This window comes from Aeromonas sp. QDB03 (assembly GCF_027707985.1).
Taxonomy (GTDB): domain Bacteria; phylum Pseudomonadota; class Gammaproteobacteria; order Enterobacterales; family Aeromonadaceae; genus Aeromonas; species Aeromonas hydrophila.
The window spans coordinates 936,410-954,148 of sequence record NZ_JAPCJG010000001.1 but is presented as its reverse complement, the minus strand read 5'-3'; the positions used below and the strand labels follow the sequence as shown (position 1 = coordinate 954,148).

Genomic DNA, 17,739 nt, shown 5'->3' with positions numbered 1-17,739 from the left:
GTGACGTTTTGCCGTCCTGATTTGTCCGTGACTAATCCTGGGTATCCACCTCGATCTCCAGACTGTCGTGGCGCCAGTACTCCAGATCGAAGTCGAGCACCCGACCGTGCTGATCGAAGTTGAGTCGCTCGAGGCGCAGGGCGGGCAGACCGGCGGTGGCCCCCAGCGCCTTGGCCACTTCGTCCGGCAGGGCGGTGGGGAAGAAGCGCACCTGCATGCGGGCGTAGTGGAGATCGTAATGGGCCTGGTAGATTTCGGTCAGACTGCCGTTGAGAGCCAGCTCCAGCAGGCCGGGTACCCGCTCGGGCAGGCAGTGGTTCTCGCAGTAGCAGATGGCACGCCCGTTGGCGTAGCGCAGCCGCTTGAGCAGAAACAGGCTGTCGAACGGCTTGAGCTGCAACTGTGCCATCAGCGCGGGCGGCACCGCCTGACGGCTTTTCTCCAGCAACTCGGTGCGCGGCTCGCCCCCTTGCTCCCTCACTATCTGGTGAAAGTTGGAGGTGCGTCTGGGGTTCAAGCGAAAGCGCGGCGGGGTGACGAACCAGCCACGGCGATCCTCCCGATAGATAAGGCCGTTTGCCTCCAGTTGCACCAGTGCCTCGCGAATGGTGACCCTTGTGGTGCCATAGAGTTCCCCCAGCAACCGCTCGGAGGAGAGCTTGTCGTTGGGGGCCAGACCCCCCGCCAGGATCTGGTTGGCGAGGGCATCCTTGATCTGCAGGTATTGCGGTTTGCTCATGAAAATCCTTAGTTATGCAATGAGTGTGCAATGAGTTGGGCAATGGGCTGGGCACAGGGCTGGTCATTTGCCCGGTGGTTAAACGGCGACATCAAAATGCACTGGTAGATACCAGTGTGGCCCCTGTTGTTCAGGCTTCCTAGATTATCGCGATCCCGCCGCTGAAAATGAATTTTTTGTTGCACGTAACGCCACCCCTTTGACCTTGGCGGGGCAGTTACCCACAATGCGCTCATTCTGGTATATACCAAAAGGAGCGAAGTCATGACCCATATTCCTGCGGCCCCTGCCGCCGTCGATTACCTGCTGCTGACCCCGGGCCCTCTCTCGACCACCGCCACGGTGCGCGCCGCCATGCTGCAAGACAGCTGCACCTGGGATGCGGACTACAACCTGGGTGTGGTAGAGCCCATCCGCCGCGAGCTGGTGCGCCTCGCCACTGGCCCGGAATATGAGAGCGACTACAGCGCCGTGCTGCTGCAGGGGAGCGGCAGCTATGTGGTGGAGAGCGTGCTGGGCTCGGCGATAGGTGTCGATGAGTGTCTGCTGATCATCAACAACGGCGCCTACGGTGCCCGCATGGGGGAGATGGCCCGCTGCCTTGACCTGCGCCACCATGAGTTCGACTGCGGCGAGACAACCCGCCCCGAACCCGCCGCCATCGAGGCGATGTTGGCACGCCACCCCGAGATCACCCACTTGGCCATGGTGCACTGCGAGACCACCACCGGCATGCTCAACCCCCTTGAGGAGGTGGCTGCGCTCTGCCAGCGCCGCGGCATTCGCCTTATCGTCGATGCCATGAGCAGCTTTGGCGGTATCCCCATCGACATGGGGCGCCTTGGCATCGAGTTTCTCATCAGCTCGGCCAACAAGTGCATTCAGGGGGTACCGGGCTTTGGCTTCGTCATCGCCCGCCGCGTGGCGCTCACGGCCAGCGCCGGTCGCGCCCGCTCGGTCTCCCTCGACCTGCACGCCCAGTGGCAGACCATGGAGCTGCAGGGGGGCAAGTGGCGCTTTACCTCGCCCACCCATACCGTGCTCGCCTTTGCCCAGGCCCTGCGCGAGCTGGACGAAGAGGGGGGCATTGCCGCCCGTCATCGGCGCTACTGCGACAATCAGCGCACCCTAGTGGATGGCATGGCCGCCCTTGGCTTTGCGCCGCTGCTGCCAGAAAAATGGCAGTCTCCCATCATCACCGCCTTCTACTCTCCGGCCCACCCGGACTACCGTTTTGCCGACTTCTACCAGCGGCTCAAGGCGCAGGGCTTTGTCATCTATCCGGGCAAGGTCTCTCAGGCCGACTGCTTTCGCATCGGCAATATCGGTGACGTGACGCCAGCGCGGGTGCGCTGCTTGCTCGCCGCCATGGCCAGCGCCTGCTACTGGCAAGGGGACGCGCGATGACCAGTATGCTGGCTCACGGTTGCGATCTGCGTAGCTGCGATTTGCATGACCATAAGCTGCACGGCAGCGGTCGCGCCGACAGCGAAGGGGATATCAACCTCGGCGAGGGGCGCTCACGCTGGTGGGCGGGTCAAAACGAAGATGTACAGGCCGGATTGGCGGAGGATAGCCGCTACTTTCTCCATCAGGCGCTCTCCACCCCCTGTCTGGATCTGCTTGAGGGGGCGCAGGGGAGCTGGCTGACCAGCGTATCGGGCAAGCGTTACCTCGATTTTCACGGCAACAGCGTTCATCAGCTGGGCCACGGTCACCCCAGGGTGGTGGCCGCGGTGCAGCAGCAACTCGCCGATCTGCCGTTTGCGCCACGCCGCTACACCCATCAGGTTGCCATCGACTGTGCCCGCATCTTGGCCGAGCTGGCCCCCGGCGATCTTAACCGGGTGCTGTTTGCCCCCGGTGGCAGCGAGGTGGTGGGGATTGCCCTGAAGCTTGCCCGCTTTATTACCGGCAACAGCAAGGTGGTGTCGCTGTGGGATGCCTTTCACGGCGCCTCCCTCGATGCCATCTCGGTTGGCGGCGAAGCCTGTTTTCGCGCCGGCATGGGCCCGCTGATGGCCGGAGTGGAGCGCATCCCGCCCCCCACCCGCTATCGCGGTGTCTGGTATCGAGGCGAGGGGGATGATCTGCACTACGCCGATTATCTGGAGTACGTCATCGAGAAGGAGGGGGGGATCGGCGCCTTTATCGCCGAGCCCATCCGCAACACCGACGTGCAGGTGCCCTCGAAGGCCTACTGGCAGCGGGTGCGGGAGATCTGCGATCGCCACAAGGTGCTGCTGATCGTCGACGAGATCCCCAACGCCCTGGGGCGCACCGGCCACTGGTTCAGCTTCGAGGAGTTCGGCATCGAGCCCGACATCATCTGCCTTGGCAAGGGGCTGGGGGGCGGGGTGGTGCCGTTTGCCGCGCTCATCACCCGCGACCGTTTCAATCAGGCGGCAGCCATCTCGCTCGGTCACTACACCCACGAGAAGAGCCCCATCGGCTGCGCGGCGGCTCTCGCCACTATAGAGACAATCCGCGAAGCGGGATTGTTGGCAAAAGCGCAGGAGGATGGCCGCTTTATGGCGCGCGAGCTCGCGGTGCTTGCCGAGCGTCACCCGCTGATCGGGCAGGTGCGCGGCATTGGTCTTTTGTGGGCGCTCGATCTGGTAGTCGATCACCAGAGTCGCACCCGTAATAGCCAGGCCGCCGAGCGGCTGCTCTACCGCTGTCTGGAGCTGGGGCTCAGCTTTAAGGTTTCCCAGGGCAATGTCATCCAGCTCTCGCCGCCGCTCAATATCGCCCGCGCCGATCTGGTGCGCGCTATCACCATTCTCGATCGTGCCCTTGGCGAGATCGCACTTTCACCGAAACAGGAACATCACCATGACTGACTTGCAAATTGCCATCCAGCCGGCCACCGACGTAGAGGCGCTGATCCTCGATTGGGCTGGTACGGTTGTCGATTTCGGCTCCTTCGCCCCCACCTCCATCTTCGTCGAGGCCTTCGCCCGCGCCTATGACTTTGCTGTGACTCTGGATGAGGCGCGCCAGCCCATGGGGCTGGGCAAGTGGGATCATATCGCCGCGCTGGGCCGCCTGCCTTCGGTGGATGCGCGTTGGCAGGCCCGCTTCGGCCACCCCATGAGCCAGGCCGAGGTGGACCACCTTTATCACACCTTTATGCCGCTGCAGATTGCCGCCGTGACCCGCTTTGCTGCCCCCATCCCCGGTGTGCTGCCGGTGCTGGATGGGCTGCGAGCACAAGGGCTGCGGATCGGCTCCTGCTCCGGTTACCCCCGTCCGGTGATGGAGGCGCTGGTACCTGCTGCGGCCGCTCACGGCTATCGCCCGGATCACTGGGTCGCCACCGATGACCTCAAAGCCGGTGGTCGCCCCGGCCCCTGGATGGCGTTGGCCAACGTGATTGAGCTGGGAGTGAGCGCGGTGCATCGCTGTATCAAGGTGGATGACGCCGTGCCGGGTATCAGCGAAGGGTTGAACGCGGGCATGTGGACAGTGGGATTGTCGGTCTCCGGCAACGAATTTGGTGCCACCTGGGAAGCGTTTTCCGCCATGGGCGAAGCCGAGATCGCAGCCCGACGTGCACCGGCCGAGGCCAAACTGCGGGCGGTGGGGGCGCACTACGTTATCGACACTCTGGCGGATATCGCCCCGGTTATCGCCGATATCAACCGCCGCCTAGCGGCAGGAGAGCGGCCCTGAACAAGGCGGGATAAGAGGAGAGGAGTGCCGGCCTTGCCGGCAGGTTTGCAGGCCGATGCTCCCTGACTATCAGGCATAAAAAAACCGGCGCCTTGGCGCCGGTTTTTGCTCACCGAGACTCTATTACAGAGAAGCGGTGAAGGTACGGGTGATGACGTCTTGCTGTTGCTCTTTGGTCAAAGAGTTGAAGCGAACGGCATAACCGGATACGCGGATGGTCAACTGCGGATATTTTTCCGGGTTTTCCATGGCGTCCAGCAGCATTTCACGGTTCATCACGTTGACGTTCAGGTGCTGACCGCCTTCCAGGTTGGACTCGTGGTGGAAGTAACCATCCATCAGACCGGCCAGGTTGGCTTTCTGGGCTTCCATGTCTTTACCCAGCGCGTTCGGCACGATGGAGAAGGTATAGGAGATACCATCTTTGGCGTAAGCGAACGGCAGCTTGGCAACGGAAGTCAGGGAAGCAACGGCACCTTTCTGGTCACGACCGTGCATCGGGTTGGCACCCGGGCCGAACGGCGCACCAGCGCGACGGCCATCCGGGGTGTTACCGGTCTTCTTGCCGTACACCACGTTGGAGGTGATGGTCAGCACGGACTGGGTAGCCACGGCACCACGGTAGGTGTTCAGCTTCTGAATCTTCTTCATGAAGCGCTCAACCAGGTCACAGGCGATATCATCGACGCGAGCGTCGTTGTTACCGAACTGCGGGTACTCGCCTTCGATTTCGAAGTCGATGGCAACGCCATCTTCGTCACGAACCGGCTTGACCTTGGCGAACTTGATGGCAGACAGGGAGTCAGCGGCTACGGACAGACCGGCGATACCACACGCCATGGTGCGATATACGTCACGGTCGTGCAGCGCCATCAGAGAGGCTTCGTAGCTGTACTTGTCGTGCATGTAGTGGATGATGTTCAGCGCGGCAACGTATTGCTTGGCCAGCCAGTCCATGAAGTGATCCAGACGATCCATCACGTCGTTGTAGTCGAGGTACTCGGACTTGACCATTTCGGTCTTCGGACCGACCTGGATCTTGAGCTTCTCGTCCATACCGCCGTTAATTGCATACAGCATGGTCTTGGCCAGGTTGGCACGGGCACCGAAGAACTGCATCTGTTTGCCGACGATCATCGGGGACACACAGCAAGCGATGGCATAGTCATCGTTGTTGAAGTCCGGACGCATCAGGTCGTCGTTCTCGTACTGAACAGAAGAGGTCTCGATGGATACCTTGGCGCAGTACTTCTTGAAACCGACCGGCAGCTTCTCGGACCACAGGATGGTCAGGTTCGGCTCAGGGGACGGGCCCATGGTGTACAGGGTGTTCAGCATACGGAAGCTGTTCTTGGTGACCAGGGTACGGCCATCAACGCCCATACCAGCCAGGGTCTCGGTCGCCCACATCGGGTCGCCGGAGAACAGTGAATCGTATTCCGGGGTACGCAGGAAGCGAACCATACGCAGCTTCATGACCATGTGGTCCATCAGCTCCTGGGCTTCTTGCTCGGTGATCAGGCCTTTCTTCAGGTCACGCTCGATGTACACGTCCAGGAAGCTGGAAGTACGACCGAAGGACATGGCAGCACCGTTCTGGGACTTGACTGCCGCCAGGTAGGCGAAGTAGGTCCACTGGACGGCTTCTTTGGCGTTCTTGGCCGGTACGGAGATATCGCAACCGTACTTGGCAGCCATCACCTTCATCTGTGCCAGGGCACGGTGCTGCTCGGAGATCTCTTCGCGCAGACGGATGGTGGCTTCCAGGTTGACACCGTTTTCCAGGTCAGCCTGCAGGGACTTGAACTGGGCCAGTTTGTCGGCCATCAGGAAGTCGATACCGTACAGGGCAACACGACGGTAGTCACCGATGATACGGCCACGGCCGTAGGCATCCGGCAGACCGGTGATGACGCCGGACTTGCGGCAGTTCAGGATGTCTTTGGTGTAAACGTCAAACACGCCCTGGTTGTGAGTCTTGCGGTACTCGGTGAAGATCTTCTCGACCATCGGGTCCAGCTGACGACCGTACACTTCGCAAGAGGTCTTGACCATCTTGATACCGCCGTTGGCGATGATGGCGCGCTTGAGCGGCTTGTCGGTCTGCAGACCAACGATTTGCTCCAGGCTCTGATCGATATAGCCGGCATCGTGAGCGGTAATGGTGGAGGGCAGGTCGGTATCAAAATCGACCGGCGCGTGGGTGCGGTTCTCGATCTTGATGCCTTCCATGACCTTGTCCCACAGCTTGGTGGTAGCTTCGGTCGCGCCAGCCAGGAAGGACTCGTCACCTTCATACGGGGTGTAGTTCTTCTGGATGAAGTCACGGGTGTTGACAGAGGTCTGCCATTCACCGGCCGCGAAGCCTTCCCATGCTTTTTGGAACTGTTCGTTAAGTTCTGCCATTTTCATTACCTCACACGGTATTGATGTAGTATCCCGCAATCATCCTTAATGATGACGACGGAAGATAAACCAGTAAGTCAGACCAACCATGACGCCACCACCAATGATATTACCTATGGTGACGGGAATGAGGTTGTGTAGGACGAAGTTGGATACGGTCAGGTCGGCAAAGGTCGCCGGGTCCTGGCCGATGGCCTGCCAAAATTCCGGGCCTGCTACCGCATGGATAGCGATACCGACCGGGATCATAAACATGTTTGCGATGCTGTGCTCAAAACCGGAGGCCACGAACATGGCGACGGGGAGCAGCATGACCATCACCTTGTCGGTCGCACTGCGGGCGCCGAACGCCATCCACACGGCGAGACACACCATGAGGTTGCAGAGGATACCGAGGGCAAGGGCCTCGAAGAAGGTATGGTGGATCTTGTGCTGGGCTACCTTGAGGGCATTCAGACCCCACTGACCATCTGCCGCCATGTATTCGGCCGACATGATGATTAGGCCGACGATGATGAGGCCGCCGATGAGGTTGCCGAAGTAGACCAGTCCCCAGTTCTTGAACAGCTGGGCCCAGGTGATGCGGTTGGCCGCCTTGGCCACCAGGGTCAGGGTGGTGGAGGTGAACAGCTCGGCACCGAGCAGCACGCAGAGGATCAGACCCAGTGCGAAACAGAGACCGCCGACCAGCTTGCTGAGGCCCCAGGCCACATTGCCGGCACCGGTAGTCACCGTGATGAAGAAGACGAAAGCAATGGCGATGAAAGCGCCTGCGGTGATGGCCAGGGGGATGACCTTGTATGCAGGCTTGGTGGCCTTGGCATAGGTGATATCTTCTGCCAGTGCAGCGATGGCTTCTGGCTTGAGACAATCAAAGGGAGATTCTGCTTTCAATTCTCATGTACCTGATGTTTTGCCTGTGGAAATCATAACAAAGGGCCAGATCGTCAAAATTGACTCCGATCAAGAATTGCAGATTGTGAATGTAATTTTACTACAAAAATTTGAGTCCTCCGGCAGCGTTGCTTTACACCAGGTTTCAGCTGAAACATAAATGCTGATTTTTTAATGCAATGATTTTAAACAATTTATTTTTCATCGCCTAAAAATGGTACTGGCAAGGCATCTTTGCGTCTCCCCAGCACTCGCTACTCCTTGTTGGCAACCCCCTAAGAGGTATTTTTTGTTTTTTATTTCATCTTTGAATAACAAATGGCCGTTTGGCTGACCATAAAAGAGAAGGGGCCATCAGGGCCCCTTCGGAATGTTACCACATCAACCCCATGAATGGGCTCGTTTGGCCTTCTGCAGCTTCTCGTAGGCAGCCAGCAGTTTCTGGTGCAGCGGGAACTGGCTGAGGGAGAGATCGGCGGCAGCCAGTCCGTGGAAGCGCGCTTCACCGCTGGCGTGGGCCCAGGCCTGTGCCAGCGTTTCTTCGCCATACATGCGGGCAAACACGGCGCGGTACTGCTCGGGGTCACGATCCTCGTCCAGGAACAGCTCGACGCAGGCGCGCAGGGCACGATAGTAGTTGGCGCGATCGGCCGGGAACACCGACTGGTTGAACTCCATGGTCCAGTCGATGAGATCGAGCGCCGTGTCGAGTTCGCCGGCGGCCAGCGCCAGCATGGCTTTGAGCTCGCCTACCCGCAGGGTGTGCAGGGCGGTGCCCTTGGCGGCGGCGATGCCGAGCAGCTCGCGCACCCGGGTGCGCTCGTCGTGACCCTCTTCATCCAGCTGGTCAAACAGCGCCATGTATTGCTCCGCGTCCCACTCCAGCGCCGGCAGCGCCAGGATGGTTTCCCGCAGGTGGGCACCCATGGTGTTGTTGGCCAGCAGCAGATCTTCGGCCGGATAGATGTCGGACATGCCGGGCACCAGGATGCGGCAGGCGTAGACGCCCAGGTGCTCGTAGTCGGCGATGTAGACCGGCTGCTCCAGCTCGTGGAAGATGCCGATCAGGTGGTCGAACTCCTCCTGCGAGGTGCCGCGGAAGTCCCAGTCGGCAAACTCGAAGTCCGCATCCTGCTTGAACAGGTCCCAGCTGATGAGGCCTGAGGAGTCGATGAAGTGGGTCTCCAGGTTGTGGTGATCCGCCACCTGCTCGTTGTCAAACGAGGGTGGTACGAACACATCCAGATCCTTGAGGCTGCGGCCCTGCAGCAGCTCGGTGACGGTGCGCTCGAAGGCCACTTCGAAGCGCGGGTGGGCGCCGAAGGAGGCAAAGCAGGTGCCGTTGCTCGGGTTGAGCAGCACCACGCAGATGACCGGGTAGCGACCGCCGAGCGACGCATCGAAGCTGTAGATGGGGAAGCCTTCGGCTTCCAGCGCCTCGATGGAGGCCTTGATGCCGGGGTAACGGGCAATGACCTCGGCCGGGATCTCCGGCAGGCTCAGCGCTTCTGCGATGATCTTGTTCTTCACGTGGCGCTCGAACACCTCGGACAAGCCCTGGGTGCGGGCCTCGGTGCGGGTGTTGCCGGCGCTCATGCCGTTGGAAACATAGAGGTTGCCGATGATGTTCATCGGGATGTAGACGGTCTGGTGATCGGACTGGCGCTCGAAGGGCAGGGCGACGATGCCGCGCTCCTCGTTGCCGGATTGCAGATCCACCAGCATGTCGGCAGTCACTTCACCGTCCGGGTTGTAGAACTTGCGGGTGAAGCTGTCGAGCAGACCGGCCGGCAGCTGATCCCCCTCGATGGGGAACCACTTCTCGTTCGGGTAGTGAACGAAGTCGCCATTGGCAACCTGCTCGCCCAGATAGAAGTCGGCGAAGAAGTAGTTGGTGGAGAGACGCTCGAAATATTCGCCAAGGGCGGAGGCGAGCGCCGCCTTCTTGCTGGCACCCTTGCCGTTGGTGAAACAGAGGGAGCACTCCTTGTCCCGGATGTGCACAGACCAGACGTTGGGCACGGGGTTGAGCCAGGAGGCCTCTTCGATATCAAACCCCAGGGCTTGCAGCTTGGTCTGGAAGCGTTCGATGGAGTCTTCCAGCGCCGCGTCCTTGCCGGGAATAAAAGTGTGGTCGGTCATCACGATATCCTGATTTTTATTGGCTCATGTTTGGCCGCAGATAATAGCAGGGGTCGGCGCGTTTGGCAGGCAAAAAACGGGGCCCATGCCCCGTTTTGCTCTCCTTTCAACCGCCCAGGGTCACGGCTCAGCCGATGAATTTCAGACCCAGGATCCCGCCGATGATCAGCAGCAGGCAGAGCACCCGGGCGAGGGTGGCCGGTTCGTTGAACAGCCAGATCCCCATCAGCACGGTGCCGACTGCGCCGGTGCCGGTCCAGACCGCGTAGGCGGTGCCAAGGGGCAGCTGTTTGACCGCCATGGCGAGCAGCAGCACGCTCACCCCCATGACGATCAGGGTCAGCAGGGGGGGCAGGGGACGGCTGAAGCCGTCGGTATATTTGAGGCCGATGGCCCAGGCGACCTCGAACAGGCCGGCCAACAGCAGGAGCAACCAGGACATAGGGAAGATTCCGCAGGAAGCAGGGTCGTCCCTGCGCATCAGGAGGCCTCGGGGTCGTCCCCGAGGGGCTGCGGGGCTGCCGGTCGGTCTCAATGATGCCCCAAGTCGTGGCGGGATGCCAACCGGCTGGCCGCAGGCCGGCCAGGCTGACGGATATTGCAGCGAACGGCACAGAATATTGCGCAATTCGACTTGCGCCCGCCGTCACAATCCGTAATGTGGACAGACGCATTTTTCGCAACCCATATTTTGTGAACCGCTTGTAAACGGCCCGCGCCGGACAAGGGATCACGGTTATCACACTCGGTTTCTATAAGCAGCTATCCAGGGTAGGACATTATGAAAAAAGTAGGTTTGGTCGGTTGGCGTGGCATGGTGGGTTCGGTGTTGATGAGCCGGATGCAGGAAGAGAAGGATTTTGCCCGCATTCAGCCCACCTTCTTCACCACCTCCCAGGCCGGTGAGGCCGCCCCCAATTTCGGCGTCGATGCCGGCACCCTGCAGGATGCCTTCGACATCGAGGCGCTGGCCGCACAGGACGTCATCATCACCGCCCAGGGCGGCGACTACACCAAGGATGTCTATCCGCGCCTGAAAGCCGCCGGCTGGCAGGGTTACTGGATTGATGCCGCCTCCTCCCTGCGCATGGAGAAGGACGCGGTCATCATCCTGGATCCGGTCAACGGCGACGTCATCGAGCATGCCCTGAACAACGGCATCAAGACCTTCGTCGGTGGCAACTGCACCGTCAGCCTGATGCTGCTGGCCCTGGGTGGCCTGTTCAAGGCCGATCTGGTGGAGTGGGTGAGCGTGGCCACCTATCAGGCCGCCTCCGGTGGCGGTGCGCGCCACATGCGTGAGCTGGTCACCCAGATGGGGCTGCTGCGTGATGAAGTGGCTGTGGAGCTGGCGGATCCCGCCTCCGCCATCCTCGACATCGAGCGCAAGATCACCGAGAAGACCCGCTCCGGCACCCTGCCGGTGGACAACTTCGGCGTACCGCTGGCCGGTGGCCTCATCCCCTGGATCGACACCAAGCTCGACAACGGCCAGAGCCGCGAAGAGTGGAAGGGCCAGGCCGAGACCAACAAGATCCTGGGTATCGAAAACGCTGCCATTCCGGTGGATGGCCTGTGCGTGCGCATCGGCGCCCTGCGCTGCCACAGCCAGGCTTTCACCATCAAGCTGAAAAAGGATGTGCCGCTGGCCGAGATCGAAGCCCTGCTGGCCGCCCACAACGACTGGGTGAAAGTGATCCCCAACGATCGCGACATCACCGCCCGCGAGCTGACCCCGGCCGCCGTCACCGGCACCCTCAGCATCCCGGTCGGTCGTCTGCGCAAGCTCAACATGGGTCCGGAGTACCTGGCCGCCTTTACCGTGGGCGATCAGCTGCTGTGGGGCGCCGCCGAGCCGCTGCGCCGCATGCTCAACATCCTGCTGGACCGCGGTTGATGGCAATCGGGAACGACGACAGGGGGCTCAGGCCCCCTGTTTTTTTGGCAGGAACAGGGCAGGCTCGACGCCATTGACGCTGCAAGGCATGAGGTCTTGGTTTTGCCATGCAGTGGCACTGTTATTAACTAAATAGATATTAACTGTGACGCATCGATTATTTCCTGACTGATCAATCAGTGTCGGAAATATATTCCCGCCGCCGCCCTGGTAGCTGACTCGTTCTATTCCATCTGTACCACAAAATAGGGGGCGGTGGGCTCGCGGGATGGGCGGGATATATGCCTTGTTACAAATGAATATCCATTCAAGATATCCAGTGCGAGCCTGATTGATTACACTGACCGCCTGGCCAGGCCGATACCACGAGGCCGTGGCAGCAGGTGATCCGACGCGGCGTGGCGGCCGGCTCGCGGCAACCCCGTGGGGGGCGAAAATAATATTTATATGCTCAATAGTGCGCGTTATGCCCATGGCGTGCCGTCACCGTTTTCTCCTTGCTGCGAGACCAATGAAGGGCAGCAACGGTGACCCATAATAATGTTCAGGTTCGAGAATTGGGAAATTACATGAGAGTCGTGTGGAGTTTGCTCTATTTCTTCAGTGTCTTGGCCTTGGCCGGCCCGGTGCTGGTCAAGGAGCAGAAAAGAGTGGCCGATCCACTGATCGTGCCCTATCAGCAATATCGGCTCGACAATGGCCTGACGGTGATCCTGACCCAGGATCACTCCGATCCCCTGGTGCACGTGGCGGTCCACTACCGGGTGGGGCTGGAAGAAGAGGCTCCGGGCCAGTCCGGGCTGGCCCACCTGTTCGAGCACATGATGTTTCAGGGCTCGGCTCACGTGGGGGAGGAGGGCCATAACCGCCTGCTGCAACAGATGGGATCAAAGGATGTGAACGGCTGGACCCAGGAGGATCAGACCCGCTATTTCCAGACGCTGCCGGCCAATCAGCTGGAGAAGGTGCTCTGGCTGGAGGCGGATCGCATGGGGTTTCTGCTCGATACTCTCTATCAGCAGAAGCTGGACGTGCAGCGCGACATCATCAAGAACGAGCGCGCCAACCTGGTCGAAGATCAACCCTATGGGCGCTTCTATGAGGCGCTGAATCGCACGCTTTACCCGCCCAATCATCCCTACTTCAACACGCCGTTTGGCCGGGCTGCGGATCTGGATCGCCTCACCCTGGAGGATGTGCGCCAATTCTTCCTGCGCTGGTATGGGCCCAACAACGCCACCTTGGTGATCGGCGGTGACATTCAACCGGCCCAGACCCTGGCCTGGGTCGAGCGCTATTTCGGGGCCTTGCCCGCCACACCGGCCCAGACTCGGCCGCTGGTGCGTCCGGTGACGCTGAAGAAGAGCCGCTATCGCACCCTGACCGATCGGGTGGCCGAACCCCTGCTGGTGCTGGCCTATCCGACCGTCTCTGCCAGTGATCCCGGGGTCGAGGCTCTCGATCTGCTGGCGGATCAGCTGGGGGGCTCGGCCAGCGGCCTTCTGCAGCGAGAGCTGCAGCAAAGCGGCAGGCTGGTCTCCGTCTTTGCCAGCCATGAATGCAATGTGCTGGCATGCAAGTTGATGATCCATGCCATTCCCAATCTGGCCAAAGGGGCCGAGCTTGGCCCCATCAAGGCGGAGATCGATCGGGTCATCGGCCAGCTCGCCAGCGACGGGGTCACCCGCGAGCAGCTGGCCCACTCGGTCAATGCCCTGCGCGCCAAACGGATTTGGCCGCTGGACAGCGTGGCCGGCAAGGTGGAGCAGCTGGGCACAGGTTATACCCTGTTTCAGGATCCCAACTTCCAGTACCGCAACCTCAAGCGCCTTGCCCGGGTGACGCCGGCCGATCTGCAGCGGGCATTGACGCGCTATGTGTTGAACAAGCCCAGGGTGGTGCTGAGCGTGGTGCCGGCCGAGCATCCCGAGTGGCAGGTGGGCAACCCCAACTTCGTCGAGCCGCCCCCCTTGCCGCTGGCCCGGCCGCTGCAGACGCTGGCTCCCAGGCAGATCAAGGAGACCCTGGATCGACGCCAGGAGCCGGCCAGTGGTGGTGCCTTGCCGGTGCCCATGCCGACCCTGTGGCATGCCAAGCTGGGTGAGCGGGTCTCTCTGCTCGGTCACTACAGCGATGAAGTGCCGGCCTTTGCCATGAGCATCAACTGGCCGGGCGGTGAGCGGGCCGAGCCCGAGGGCAAGGACGGGGTCGCCACCCTGACTGATGCCATGCTCTCCCTTGGCAGCGAACAGCTGCAGGAGGCGAGCATCGAGGAGCGGGCACGCCAGCTGGGAGCCAGCATCAGATTCGAACATGGTGAGGAGCGCAGCTCCATCGAGGTCCAGGGGCTCACCTCCCATTTCGAGGAGGTGCTGGCGCTGGTACGGGAATTGGTGCTGCAGCCCGCCATGCGCAGCGCCGATTTCGAGCGCAGCCAGTTTGACTACAGTCAGTGGCTGCAACAGCTGGCTCGCGATCCCCAGTGGCAGGCGGACTGGCAGTTCGGCGCCCTGCTCAAGGGGAACAAGCCGCTGGATCCCGTGGCCAGCCTGCGGGCGCTGACCTTGGACGATGTGCGCAACTTTTATCAGTCGGTCCATCGCAGCGGGGAAGCCCAAGTGGTGGTGAGCGGGGATCTGGCTCAGGAGCGGGTGATGAAGGCCCTCGGCTTTCTGGTCGAGCCAGCGGGTCAGCCGGCGGCCCTGCGCTCTCTGGAGTGGCGTGGGCAGCAGGCCAAACGGGCCATCTATCTGCTGGACAATCCCGGGGCTGCGCTCAGCCAGATCCGGATTGGGCGGCGCGCCATGGCGGAGGATGCCTTCGGCGAGCAGTACCTGACTCGGCTGATGAATGTCTCCCTCGCCGAGCGGTTGAACATCCGGCTGCGTGAGGAGCTGGGTTACACCTACTTTATCGGCGCCGCCTTCGACGGCAACTCCGATGCGGGCCACTTCCTGCTGCAAAGCAGCGTGCGCAGCAGCGTGACCGGGGCAGCCCTGCGGCAGATCCTGCAGGAGCTCGACAAGTATCAGCGGCTGGGGCCGACCCGGCTGGAGGTGCGCACCCTGCGGGATCGGGTGCTCAATGGTCAGGCGCTCGATTACGAAACGTTGCCGCAGGAAATGGAGTACATGCTGCCCATCCTGCTCAAGGGGTGGCCGGAGGATTATGTGGAGCAGCGGGTGCAGCAGGTGAGCCGGCTCTCTCCCTTTACCCTGCGTGAGCTGGCCCGCCGCTGGCTCGATCCCGACGACATGGTGATCCTGGTGGTGGGGGATGCCAAGACGCTGGCTCCCGAGCTGGCCGCGTTGGGCTGGCCGGTGCAGCGCCTCTCTGCCACACCCTAGCGGGTTGCCCCTATCGGGTGATGGCCGCAAGCAAAACAGCCCGCCCCCTGGCAGGGGGCGGGCTGTTTTTTTGCGCTCAAAAGAGGCAAACGGTCAGATCAGGGCCAGGGCGGCGGCCAGATCGGCAATCAGATCGTCGGCGTCTTCCACCCCGATGCTGAAGCGGATGAGATCGTCATTGACCCCGGCGGCGAGGCGGCTCGCCTCGTCCATGGCAGCGTGGGTGGTGCTGGCCGGATGGCAGGCAAGACTCTCGAGATCCCCCAGGCTCACCGCCTGCACGAAGAGTTGCAGATTGTCGAGCAGGGTGGCACAGCGCTCAAACCCGCCTTCCAGCTCGATGCTCACCATGCCGCCAAAGCCGCTGGCGAAGGCGCCGAGGGCATCGTGGCCCGGATGACTGGCCAGCCCCGGGTAGATCACCTTCTTCACCGCCGGATGGGCGGCCAGGAAGTCGGCCACCTTCTGGGCGTTGTGCAGGTGGGCATCCATGCGCAGGGGCAGGGTCTTGACCCCGCGCTGCAACAGGTAGGCCTCCTGCGGGCCGATGGGGGAGCCGATGTGCTTGAGGGCCACGGTGCGAATCGACTTCATCAGCGCGTGCGAGCCCGCCACCACCCCGGCGATGATGTCGCCGTGGCCGCCCAGGTATTTGGTGCCGCTGTGCATGACGATGTCGATGCCAAGCTCGAGCGGGCGCAGCAGATAGGGGGTGAGGAAGGTGTTGTCACACACCGTAATGGCGCCCACCTTGCGGGCCGCTTCCACTACCACCCGCGGATCCACCACCTTGAGGGTGGGGTTGGTCAGGGTTTCGAACAGTACCACCTTGGTGGCGGGGCGGATGTTGGCCAGCAGATCCTGATCGCTCTCGTAGGCGGTGACCTTGATGCCGGCGCGGCTGAAAGTCTGCTTGAGAAACGCATCGGTGCCGCCGTAGAGCGGACCGATATAGGCCACTTCATCGCCGCTGTCGGCCAGCGCATACATGATGGCGCTCACCGCCGCCATGCCGCTCGCCACCACCAGCGCTTCGTCGGCCCCTTCCAGCGCCGCCAGCTTCTGCTCCAGCTCGGCGGTGGTGGGGTTGCCAAAGCGGCTGTAGATGAAGCCGGGAGCCTGACCGGCGAAGCGCTCCTTGCCCGCCTGGGCGTTGAAGTAGCTGAAGGTGCTGCTCTGGTAGAGCGGGGTGGTGAGGGCGCCGGTCTGGGGATCGATCCGCTGGCCGCTGTGCACGCTCATGGTTTTGAATTTCATTGTATTGCTCCGTCATTGCCAGGCTGTGGCCCAACTGTTTGAGTCATCTGCTTGTGTCATCTGAAGGGGGGCACCGTGGCGCCCCCCGTCTATTAGGTATGGCAGCGTCAGGCGAGTTGTGGCTCGCGCCGTTCGCGCTTTGCCATCTGTTCGCTGCTTGTCTGCGCATTGGTCGACGCCGGGGCGACGCCATAGTGGCGGGTCGCCACATCCGGGTGGGAGCGCAGCCTCCCTTTGAGCACGTTCTCCCCCACCTGATAAAAGAGCGGGTTGGTCGGGTCGCTCTCGGGCCCCTGTGCCTGCGCCGCCAGCGCGGGGGAGAGGCTGAGCAGCGGCACGGTCGCATCCAGCCGCGCCGCCATGAAGAAGGCGCAGGAGAGGCGCGATACCCCGGGCGGCGGGCTCTGCACCCGGTGCAGGGTGGCCTTGAGGTAGCCGTTGGAGGCGAGCTCCAGCAGCTCGCCGATGTTGACCACCAGGGCGCCCGGCAGGGGCGGCGCCGAGATCCAGCCGTCGGCCGTCTCCACCTCGAGCCCGGAGTGATGGTCCTGCATCACCAGGGTCAGGTAGCCGGGATCCTTGTGGGCGCCCACCCCCTGACCGCTGCCCCCTGCGGCTTGCCCCGGGTAGTGGATCAGCTTCATGTGCTGATGGGGCGCCCCGCGAATGCTGTCGTCAAACACCCCGGCCGGCTGCGCCAGCACCTCGGCGAAGGCGGCCAGCAGGGTGAGGGTGATGGCGCTCAGCCGCTCCTGCCACGCCAGCAGGTGAGATTTCATCTCGGGCAGGGCGGTCGGCCACTGGTTGGGGCCGATGAGCCGCTGCCAGGGATGCTGCAGGCTGGCGGCATCGAGGGCGGCCTCTTCGTTCATGATGTCGAACTGCTCGCGCAGATCCGGCCGCGCCCGGGTCAGCTCGGCCCCCACCTGGTTGTAGCCGCGAAAGTGGGGGGAGTGCACCATCTGCACTGCCAGCTTCTCCTGCTGTGGCAGGGCGAAGAAGCGGGCCGCCAGCGCCAGGGTTTCCTGCTGTTCTTGCTCGCTCAGGCCATGGCCGATCAGATAGAAAAAGCCCACCTCACGGGCCGCCCGGCCAAGGGTGGCCAGCATCTGGCGACGGGTCTCGGGGGCGCCGTCGAGCGCGGCGAGATCGATGATCGGCAGTGGTGAATGTTCCATGTGCACCTCCTCACTGGCCAGGGGCGGGATGCTACCCGCACACCTGACATGAAAACGACGACGCCCTGACCGATGAACCGGCCAACGCCCTGTTGCCAGGGATGGCGCCATTTGGATTGAGGGAGATGCTACTGTTCGGTGTTATAAGACGGAAACAACAAATTATTCTTAGTTATATACAAAAATCGAAATAGAATTCGCCAC

12 protein-coding genes are annotated in these 17,739 nt (G+C 61.9%); 5 read left to right on the top strand and 7 right to left on the bottom strand.

What is annotated here, in order from left to right; all coding sequences use genetic code 11:
- Positions 1-31: 31 nt before the first annotated feature.
- Complete coding sequence (gene phnR / locus PG900_RS04195; protein WP_270830978.1) at positions 32-739, bottom strand: phosphonate utilization transcriptional regulator PhnR; 708 nt, start codon at positions 737-739, stop codon at positions 32-34.
- 264 nt (positions 740-1,003) lie between these two features.
- Between phnR and phnW the strand changes: the two genes are divergently transcribed.
- The 3 genes from phnW to phnX are packed head-to-tail and all read left to right on the top strand — an operon-like array spanning position 1,004 to position 4,414.
- The gene (gene phnW / locus PG900_RS04190) at positions 1,004-2,146 is read left to right on the top strand and encodes a 2-aminoethylphosphonate--pyruvate transaminase (RefSeq protein WP_270799103.1); all 1,143 of its coding nucleotides are present in this window, start codon (positions 1,004-1,006) and stop codon (positions 2,144-2,146) included.
- Positions 2,143-3,582 (top strand): aspartate aminotransferase family protein, encoded by a 1,440-nt coding sequence (locus PG900_RS04185; protein WP_270799105.1) that lies wholly within the window; start codon positions 2,143-2,145, stop codon positions 3,580-3,582. The genes phnW and PG900_RS04185 overlap by 4 nt, the downstream gene beginning before the upstream one ends.
- Positions 3,575-4,414 carry a phosphonoacetaldehyde hydrolase gene (phnX, locus tag PG900_RS04180; RefSeq protein WP_270799107.1) on the top strand — a complete coding sequence of 280 codons (840 nt, stop codon included), beginning with the start codon at positions 3,575-3,577 and terminating at the stop codon, positions 4,412-4,414. Before PG900_RS04185 ends, phnX begins: the two co-directional genes overlap by 8 nt.
- A 123-nt stretch (positions 4,415-4,537) precedes the next feature.
- Here the strand turns inward: phnX and pflB are convergent, their stop codons facing one another.
- The 4 genes from pflB to sugE form a co-directional block, all read right to left on the bottom strand.
- Entirely contained in the window at positions 4,538-6,820 is a 2,283-nt protein-coding gene (gene pflB / locus PG900_RS04175) for a formate C-acetyltransferase (RefSeq protein ID WP_016350517.1), read from the bottom strand.
- Between the two features lie 45 nt (positions 6,821-6,865).
- Positions 6,866-7,714 (bottom strand): formate transporter FocA, encoded by an 849-nt coding sequence (focA, locus tag PG900_RS04170; protein ID WP_011705812.1) that lies wholly within the window; start codon positions 7,712-7,714, stop codon positions 6,866-6,868.
- A 381-nt stretch (positions 7,715-8,095) separates the two neighbouring features.
- The gene (gene ycaO, locus PG900_RS04165; protein WP_270830977.1) at positions 8,096-9,856 is read right to left on the bottom strand and encodes a 30S ribosomal protein S12 methylthiotransferase accessory factor YcaO; all 1,761 of its coding nucleotides are present in this window, start codon (positions 9,854-9,856) and stop codon (positions 8,096-8,098) included.
- Positions 9,857-9,983: 127 nt separating this feature from the next.
- Positions 9,984-10,298 carry a quaternary ammonium compound efflux SMR transporter SugE gene (gene sugE / locus PG900_RS04160; protein ID WP_270830976.1) on the bottom strand — a complete coding sequence of 105 codons (315 nt, stop codon included), beginning with the start codon at positions 10,296-10,298 and terminating at the stop codon, positions 9,984-9,986.
- A 339-nt stretch (positions 10,299-10,637) separates the two neighbouring features.
- Here sugE and asd point away from each other — a divergent pair, with 339 nt between their 5' ends.
- On the top strand, positions 10,638-11,753 hold the full coding sequence (gene asd / locus PG900_RS04155; protein WP_017779952.1) for an aspartate-semialdehyde dehydrogenase: 1,116 nt from the start codon (positions 10,638-10,640) through the stop codon (positions 11,751-11,753).
- A gap of 569 nt (positions 11,754-12,322) precedes the next feature.
- A complete protein-coding gene (locus PG900_RS04150; RefSeq protein WP_270830975.1) occupies positions 12,323-15,100 on the top strand; it encodes a M16 family metallopeptidase in 2,778 nt (925 codons plus the stop codon).
- Between the two features lie 93 nt (positions 15,101-15,193).
- Here PG900_RS04150 and PG900_RS04145 read toward each other — a convergent pair whose 3' ends face one another.
- The gene (locus tag PG900_RS04145; protein ID WP_010634163.1) at positions 15,194-16,357 is read right to left on the bottom strand and encodes a trans-sulfuration enzyme family protein; all 1,164 of its coding nucleotides are present in this window, start codon (positions 16,355-16,357) and stop codon (positions 15,194-15,196) included.
- A 107-nt stretch (positions 16,358-16,464) separates the two neighbouring features.
- Positions 16,465-17,535: an isopenicillin N synthase family dioxygenase gene (locus tag PG900_RS04140; RefSeq protein ID WP_270799117.1), complete on the bottom strand. Its 1,071-nt coding sequence runs from the start codon at positions 17,533-17,535 to the stop codon at positions 16,465-16,467.
- Between the last annotated feature and the right edge of the window lie 204 nt (positions 17,536-17,739).